The organism is Nonomuraea sp. NPDC049158, from assembly GCF_040648335.1.
Lineage (GTDB): Bacteria > Actinomycetota > Actinomycetes > Streptosporangiales > Streptosporangiaceae > Nonomuraea.
In genome coordinates this window covers 1-7144 of record NZ_JBEZDM010000081.1, presented here as the reverse complement: position 1 = coordinate 7144, position 7144 = coordinate 1, and the positions used below count along the sequence as shown (strand labels likewise).

Sequence of the window (7144 nt, the reverse complement as noted above, 5' to 3'; positions counted from 1 at the left end):
GGTCGCGTTTGTCGTCTCCGCACCGGGGCGCCCTTACTCGGCCACTCGACCCAGGGGTGCAGCAGTCTCACCAGCCGAGAACGCAACGGCCTTGCCCAAAGGGGAGCCAAAGCGGGAGCCATGCCAGGTGAACAGGCCTGAACAGATCTGGACTCGGGTGCCTACGTCGACATCGCATCAGAGCCGACGTGAACTGATCCAAACGGCGGGAAGCTGGTTCGACACCTATCACCAGGACTGAGAACGAGAGAAGGGTGGCCACTGGGCGATCACCCGCGACGGCGGCGAGGTGCTTGGCCGGATCGCACTCCGCGGCCTGTACTTCGACGACGGCATAGCAGGAGTCGCATACTGGGTGCTCCCAGCCGCTCGCGACACCGGCGTGGCCTCCCGCGCCCTCACGGCGCTCACCACCTGGGCCCTGGACGAGATTGGCTTCCACCGCCTGGAGTTGGACCACTCGACGCACAACACGGCCTCCTGCAGGGTTGCCACGAAGTGCGGCTACCTCCTGGAAGGCACCAAGCGGAACGCCGCCGTGCATGACGACGGCCGACACGACATGCACCTGCACGCCTGCATCCGAGGCGTTTAGAAGGCTCGCCACCGCCGAGGCGCGTCCGGGTTCTGGAGGCAGAAGAGACGGTTACGGAACTCGCGTGCGATGGCCTTGTCTTCGCTGACGTTCTGCATCAGCCAGGTCGTCATCTTCAACTCGTTGATGTCCCTGAGCACGGGATAGCCTTCCCACGTCAGGACATCGAATCCGTACCGCTCGGCGAACTGATCGTATTCAGCACGGGTGCCCCATCCCAGACTGTGTTCGATGGCTGTGACGGCAAGATCGGTCTCGGGAGGGCCGAACGCGAAACGCTCAAGGTCGATCAGTACCACGGTGCCGTCGGCGGCCTTGATGAGGTTGTCGGAGTGAGCGTCACCGTGGACAGCACAGGCAGCGAGGGGAAAGCTCAGGGCTTCGTACGCTGCCCGCAACTCCTGCTCCTTCCTCGACAGGAACTGGCGTTCCTCATCCGAGAGCACATCGGTCAAGGAGATACGCTCTGCCACGCGCCCGAGGATGTCGAGCTGCGGGAGCGCCAGATTTGCAGGAACGGACATCTGATGGAGAACGCGCAAGACCTCGGCTAGGTCGATCAAAGCCGCGGGACCCCCACCGTTCTCGATGAAGTCCCAGAAAGTTACGGGCCTGTCTCTGATGATGAGCGGCTGGGCGTGGTGAGTCGTCCGTGCCGCAGGCAGCCCCGCCTCGTGGAGCCAGGCCGACACGGCTACCTCCTTGCGGGCATCATCAAGAACGTCCACGCTCCGGGCGATTCGGACAACGACGCGTTCGGCGGCCAGAACGAATAGAGCGTTCTCCCCGAGGCGGATCAACTGCGCGTCGTGGCTCGCGAGGCCGGCGACCCGACAGGCATCACGAAGGGTCGCATGTGCTTCCTGAGAGGTGAAGGGGACTGCGGCTGACTGGAACACGGTCACTAGGAGCCCTTTGGTTGCGTCTTGACCACGCGACCTCTTCCGGCGCGCTTCTCGACTATCCCCTCTGCTTCTAGCAGCGCGAATGCTCGCCTGACAGTGATACGGCCAACGCCTCGCTCTTGGGCCAGTGCATTCTCTCCGGGGAGCACGGCACCTATGGCGAACTGGCCGCTAGCTATGTCCTGTCGTAGGGCTGCAGCGACGTCGTCAGCTCGCGTATGCGCATGATCAGGTCCTCCAACGAACCACCCCTTCCCATGGACGGAGGCGATCAGCTGCTCAGAGGCAAGCAACTGGAACGCCTGCCGGACAGTCCCCTTCGAGACGCCATACTCGTTCGCGGTCGCTGCCTCACCCGGTAGCTGTTGGCCGGCCGCGAGTTCGCCGCTCTCGATGCGCTTGCGCATCGCCTCGGCGATTGCTTCGTACTGGGTCGAGGCCGCACGGCGGCCGCCTGACGGCACTTCTCCCACCACGCGACGTCCGCGGCCTGCCTCGCTGGCAACCAGTCCCCTACGCTCCAGATCGGCGACGGCCTGGCGTACGGTTCCTCGTGCCACGCCGTACGTGCGGGCAAGGTCTGCCTCGGAGGGCAGCATGCCGCCGGCGGGGGGATCTCCCTCACGAATGCGACGACGGATGTCCTCGGCTATCCGAACGTAGGTGGGGCCATCCTTCGCCTTGCTCATCGCGCTCCCTCGCCGAGGCATATCGTCTCTAGGGTAGGGCGGACAGGCCAGGACCTGCGGAGTATCGCGGCTCCACGCCTCTCCCGGAGTCTTCCCCACGATGGAGCCATAGACGCGACGTGGCGCCAGGTTGGCCAACAGCCAACAGTCTGGGTTAGGTCTCTGAGCGCGGACCACGAGGGCTGCGACGCTCTACGCATCCCCCGGAGCAGCGCCTACGGCAGATGCGCGTGACCATTTAGGCCTTCGGCTCCTGGCCGCCTTGTGCCACCGCGCCACCCGGCTTCGATGTCAGCACCGTACGGGTCCATGCATTTATGCTCCTTCTCGAACTCCGCGATGAGCATCATCCAGATCTCGCGCGCGTGCGTGTAGCGTCCCCTGCCGGCCTCCTCGTAGCCCTCGGACTCCGCAGCTCGGAGAACGAAGAACTGCCCACCCTGGCTCGCCCACTCATACACCCCGCAGCACGACGTCTCAGTGATCCGAATGTGGTCGTTTCGAGGGCGCAGATAAGGTTCCCAGCGCAGCGCGGGCACATCAGGAGCCGACACGGTTACTCGGCACTTCTGCGGCGTACTCCTGCAGGTAGCGGAAGACGTTTCGGCGGCATCGCTGCCACGCGCATGCGAAGGCGAGCTCTAGGAGCGTGTCGGCTTCGAGCTGCGGCTTGATGCCATAGCCGATCTCGTCGGCTGTCAGTTTGGGCAGCGGCCGCGCCCGCCAGACGCCGAGCTGGTCACGCCACACGTAGAAGCGTCTGAACGCGCCACGCAGATCGTGGGGCGAGACACCGAGTATGGAAGTCATGCGGGATTGATCTCCCCGTGTTGCGTTGGGCAGGGAAGTCAGTCAAAAATCCTCTCAGACTGACGTTTGCCCACGTTAACTCTAGGGGCTCATGGCCACAAGGCTCATGGCAACATAGCCGCGTGAAACTTGGGTGCTGTGATCGACTACAGCTCTGGGGTGCCGGTGTATCGGCAGGTCGCCAACGCGATCCGCGACGACATCACCGCCGGCCGCTACCGCCCAGGAGCATGGCTGCCCTCAGAGGCGCAGTTGGCGCAGATGTACGAAGTCGGCCGCGACACCGTTCGCGAGGCGCTCGCCTACCTACGCGCCGAGGGAAGAATCACCACGGTTCGCAAACGGGGGTCCATGGTGGCCGGTGAGCCAACGCGAGAGCCGCATCACATCTTGCCCGGCGCCCGCGTGATCGCTCGGATGCCGACACCAGATGAGCGGCGAGACTTGGCAACCTCAGGCGAACTGCGAGAATTTGGAGGCATACCTGAAGGTGTGCCGATTTTCGAGATCCTCCCTGGGCCAAGAAAGCATCGAAGAGTTCTGCGCGGCGACCATGTGGAGTTGGTTTTTGATGACCCGCAAATCACCGAATGAGCTGACCAGGTCTCTCACCAGCGTAGAGGGCCGATGCAGGCACCCTATTCGAAGGGGAGCGCCTCTTGCTGCGGATCACCTATCAACGACACACTTTCAGAGGTTCCGTTTTTTAGGGCATGCTCTGCAATAGCACGTCCAAGCTCTTCCCGAGAGCGAATTGGAAAGCCTCCGGACGATATCAGAATTCTATTTCCTTCCGGTGTCTCCTCGCCGAAGTTAAGGACAAATACTGGGCGGCCTATCTTAAGGGCGCCTTTTCCTGCAGCCAGAGTTCCCCCCTTGGAACCCGCTTCGACAACAACTAGCGCCTGACTCAGACCGTATATAAGGCTATTCCTGGTCATCGCAGCATACGCACCCCATGGCTGTGATGGCGGAAACTGGGAGATAACCAGAACGCGATCCGGGTCAAATTTTCCACGGAAATCTTGTTTGATCCGAAAGTGATTGAAACCTTCGGCTAGGACTATTACAGTCTTGCCCCCAATCCCCAAAGCGGCGAGATGAGTAACGGTGTCAACTCCTTTAGCATAGCCCGATACAACAGCCATGTTCCGGATTGACACTTCTTCCCCACATGCGTGTGCCGCCCTTATGCCCAATGGAGTTACGGACCGAGCGCCGCACATGCCAATAGATGGTGCGTGCAGAAGCGACCGCTCTCCCCAATAAAAAATTACTGGAGCCAAAGGTCGCCGATTTCTGATGAGCGTTGCGGGAAAGTCGCTGTCTCCAGCCATGACGACCCGTATCGCCTTATCATGAAGCTCTGACGCCTCTTGGCACAGACTGCTTTTCTCTCCAGTACTAAGCCCTTCAAATAGCTCTGCAAGAGCGCCAATGCCTCCCTCTTGCAGGATCGTCGCTATTTTTCCGGGTGTTCGTACCACGCGAAAGGCAGTTAATGCCATCACGAGTCGATGATGTTCCGAATCCGTCATATTAATTCCTCATGGTTCGTACTGCAGCTAACCCCAAGACGCGCTGTGCACCTGCACGCCTGATGGCCGATGCAACGTTGCGCATAGTGGCTCCGGTGCGGTAGACGTCATCCAGGATTATGACGCTGCCGTCAAGAGGGTAGGGCATCTCGAAGGTCGCAGCAGCTGCGCTCGCTGAGTCCTCCTTCGAGGAAGGCCTCGGACCAGAAGTACAAACCGTGGACACTAGATTCTTTTGAGTTTGGCCAGCCACTGCTGCGGCAAGCTTCTCGCCAAAACTGCTACCATCCGCATTATGGCCAGGTACGGTAGCAATGCGATTACTATCTCGATACAGAGGATGACTATTTATGAACCATGCCATTCGCCTTACCAGATTATTTCGAGCTTCGTTACGAGCTTGTCCAGTGCCATAATATTTTCCCTTGTAAATCAAATCGCCTATTTCCGTATTATTCCAAGCGGTAGAATTCACGGCAGGATCTGGAACCTTATACCAGTCTAAAGCGATCGCACAGTCAAGTTCATCCCCGACTCGCAGTGACAACACCTCCTTCAGCACGGCAGCGACAGCTAACGCATCCGCAGTCACCCCCGAAGGAAATTCGATCTCATGGGTATACTTTTGCTTCTTCTCTATCGATGGTAACGGCACCTCATGCCCCGCGCCCTTGGATGCCATAATAACCTGCTTGGACGCTTCTTTTGGGCCGCACAAACTGAGCCATCGGATCGGATCATTTCCGCTAGCCGGCATGTAGAGTGTATATTCCTTCAAGCGATTAGCTCTTCCGTTGTCTTCGAATGGAGATATGAAATTGAATAATTGCACGTCGCGTACTCCCTGCCGTCACCCGTCCAGATGCCCGGTCGCATCTCGAACTGAACGGCTCCTTCGTACCAGACCAAGTGCACTCATGCATATAGGGGCGACCAAAAGGACTCAACGTGATATTCCCTCCGTCCAGAAATGATCCTCAGCTCATAATCGGCCCTGCTGAAATAGCAGCCCTTAATGTCCGTAAATACTCCCTAGCCTCCACGTGTCTCAGATGGGGATTGTCGCGCGATGATCTTGAGTCAACGCATTCGTTCTCTTCGAACTGATGCTCGATGCTGGGACTGTAGCTTGAGCCACCGACAAGATCTAGGTCAGCACCTAGACCGGTCCGCAGCACGTACCCGCCTAGGTATGAAGTAGACAGCCGTAAGACGTTAGTCGTCTGCTGCCCTTGAGCTACTGATGAGCGCTTCAGGTGTGGAGAGGGTGAGACGTTTTACCAGCCTGGCCATACATCGTCTGACCTGGCTTTACTCGTCCGAGCTGGCCTTGCTGGTCGCGGATCCTCGTCCGGCCACACCGTTTGCCTGATACATAGACTGGCAATCACATTGCGTGATCTTGTATGAGGATTGATGATTACCGCTATGCGCAGGTGCGTGCTGGTGTGGGGTGGTTCGGTGGTCGCAGGGGTGGCCATGGCCGGGCTGGGTGTCTACTTCTGGCGAGTAGGCTTGGATGACGCTGACAAGCTGGCCAGTGTGATCAGCGTTTTTGTCGCCATGGTGGGGTTGGGGAGCGCGGTCTATGGGTTGATCAGCGACCGCTCCTCCAAACAGCCGAACACGCCAGAGACGTCCCCGTCGCAACCCCGCTCCGGCGACAAGGCTCGAAGCTTCTCAGCCGATGATGGGGTGGAAAGCAACGTGAACCTGCGTGCGGAGGCCTCGGGACAGGGCCGCATTTATCAGGCAGGCCGCGACCAGACCATCCACGGGTGATGACATCCCCGCCCACCGGTGCCGATGAAGGGCAACCGCAGGTCTGGATAGACGGCGTCGCCTCCCAACAGGGCCGGGTGTACCAAGCAGCGCGTGATCAGACTATTTACGAGACGGTACTGCGCGCCGAGGCACTGCGGCCCGTCACTGAAGTGTTGGCGCCGCCTCGGACGATAAACCTACCCGGGCACACCCGCGTGTTCGTCGGACGAGGTAATGAGCTGACCCGCTTGGAGGCTTCATTACATACCAGCGCACCAGTGGTGGTGGCCGCAGTGCACGGGTTGGGGGGCGTCGGCAAATCCACCCTGGCCGCCCGCTATGCCGCCACACACGCCGAGTTGTTCAACCCGATCTGGTGGATCACCGCCGACACCCGAGCGGCCGTGCAGACTGGCTTGGCCAGCCTCGCGGTTGCGCTCCAACCAGAACTAGCTGCGGCAATACCGTTGGAGGCACTGGCTGATCGGGCTACCTCGTGGCTAGCTGCCCACGACGGCTGGCTGGTAGTGCTCGATAACGTCAACGATCCCGCCGATGTGGCCCCGCTTCTGGACCGGACGTTGTCCGGACGTGTGCTGGTGACCAGCCGACTCAGCCAGGGATGGCATTGTCTGAACGCCCATGTGATGCGTTTGGACGTTCTCCCAGAGCATGAAGCCATCGAACTGTGCATCCAGATCGCCACCCATGCCCAGCCCATTGCCGACCCTAACGGGGTGGGGGCTTCCCCCCATGAACGCGAACACCGATTTCAGGCGGCAGGCCTCAGACTATCTGCCATCATCTCGTAGGCGATCGGGCTGAGTTGGCCGAGGCGGGAGT

Annotated in this window: 8 protein-coding genes and 1 pseudogene; 4 read left to right on the top strand and 5 right to left on the bottom strand. The window is 60.1% G+C overall.

Annotated elements, in window-relative coordinates:
* Positions 1-259: 259 nt before the first annotated feature.
* A pseudogene (locus AB0B61_RS57255) lies at positions 260-595 on the top strand (GNAT family N-acetyltransferase); the annotation flags it as partial.
* Here AB0B61_RS57255 and AB0B61_RS57250 read toward each other — a convergent pair.
* From AB0B61_RS57250 to AB0B61_RS57240, 3 genes are all read right to left on the bottom strand, one after another.
* Positions 592-1500 (bottom strand): aminoglycoside phosphotransferase family protein, encoded by a 909-nt coding sequence (locus AB0B61_RS57250; protein ID WP_358450760.1) that lies wholly within the window; start codon positions 1498-1500, stop codon positions 592-594. The pseudogene AB0B61_RS57255 and the gene AB0B61_RS57250 sit on opposite strands and share 4 nt — an antisense overlap.
* Complete coding sequence (locus tag AB0B61_RS57245; RefSeq protein WP_358450757.1) at positions 1500-2189, bottom strand: GntR family transcriptional regulator; 690 nt, start codon at positions 2187-2189, stop codon at positions 1500-1502. The genes AB0B61_RS57250 and AB0B61_RS57245 overlap by 1 nt, the downstream gene beginning before the upstream one ends.
* Before the next feature lie 540 nt (positions 2190-2729).
* Positions 2730-2999 carry a hypothetical protein gene (locus AB0B61_RS57240; RefSeq protein WP_358450754.1) on the bottom strand — a complete coding sequence of 90 codons (270 nt, stop codon included), beginning with the start codon at positions 2997-2999 and terminating at the stop codon, positions 2730-2732.
* Positions 3000-3137: 138 nt separating this feature from the next.
* Between AB0B61_RS57240 and AB0B61_RS57235 the strand changes: the two genes are divergently transcribed.
* Positions 3138-3593: a GntR family transcriptional regulator gene (locus AB0B61_RS57235; RefSeq protein ID WP_358450751.1), complete on the top strand. Its 456-nt coding sequence runs from the start codon at positions 3138-3140 to the stop codon at positions 3591-3593.
* Positions 3594-3637: 44 nt separating this feature from the next.
* Here AB0B61_RS57235 and AB0B61_RS57230 read toward each other — a convergent pair whose 3' ends face one another.
* Positions 3638-4537, bottom strand: coding sequence for a DNA-processing protein DprA (locus AB0B61_RS57230; RefSeq protein ID WP_358450748.1), 900 nt, complete (start codon positions 4535-4537; stop codon positions 3638-3640).
* 1 nt (position 4538) lies between these two features.
* The gene (locus tag AB0B61_RS57225; RefSeq protein WP_358450745.1) at positions 4539-5369 is read right to left on the bottom strand and encodes a phosphoribosyltransferase; all 831 of its coding nucleotides are present in this window, start codon (positions 5367-5369) and stop codon (positions 4539-4541) included.
* 608 nt (positions 5370-5977) lie between these two features.
* On the opposite strand from AB0B61_RS57225, the gene AB0B61_RS57220 reads away from it, so the two are divergent.
* Positions 5978-6319 (top strand): hypothetical protein, encoded by a 342-nt coding sequence (locus AB0B61_RS57220; protein WP_358450742.1) that lies wholly within the window; start codon positions 5978-5980, stop codon positions 6317-6319.
* A complete protein-coding gene (locus tag AB0B61_RS57215; protein WP_358450763.1) occupies positions 6319-7113 on the top strand; it encodes an NB-ARC domain-containing protein in 795 nt (264 codons plus the stop codon). The genes AB0B61_RS57220 and AB0B61_RS57215 overlap by 1 nt, the downstream gene beginning before the upstream one ends.
* The last annotated feature ends 31 nt before the right edge of the window (positions 7114-7144 follow it).